Here is a 389-nt window from a genome sequence, read left to right as displayed (position 1 = left end):
CCTTTTACCGTATCGTTTCTCACCAATATAAAAACCTATAAATTTTGCTCGACTATCCTTATGATCAATAACGTAACTTCCTGAATTAACCTTAAAGTTATTATCATTTGGTAATAGATTTATCGCTTGAAATCCACAGATAAGTTCCAAGCCTCTTTTTTCACACTTGCGAGGTTGAACTTCCAAACCCGAATAATGCTGAATTGACTTAACCGGGGCATTATATTCATCTATCAACATTGTGCTAGATATCCATGGGTCCTTTAAAAATAAGCCTGCGTAAAAAAAACTAAAACAACATGTCGCCAAGCTCATACTCTGTAGGGTTAATTTGAGCTTACTGCTATCCATTAAACCTCTGCGGTATACTAAATAGATAAATAATCCAA

General features: G+C 34.7%; 1 pseudogene. It reads right to left on the bottom strand.

The features are described from left to right. A pseudogene (locus CWC11_RS23060) lies at positions 1-240 on the bottom strand (hypothetical protein); the annotation flags it as partial. Positions 241-389 lie beyond the last annotated feature (149 nt).

The sequence above is a fragment of the Pseudoalteromonas sp. S3178 genome, from assembly GCF_005886985.1.
Taxonomy (GTDB): Bacteria; Pseudomonadota; Gammaproteobacteria; order Enterobacterales; family Alteromonadaceae; genus Pseudoalteromonas; species Pseudoalteromonas carrageenovora.
The sequence above is the reverse complement of the archived record's forward strand: the minus strand, read 5'-3'. Positions and strand labels throughout refer to the sequence as shown.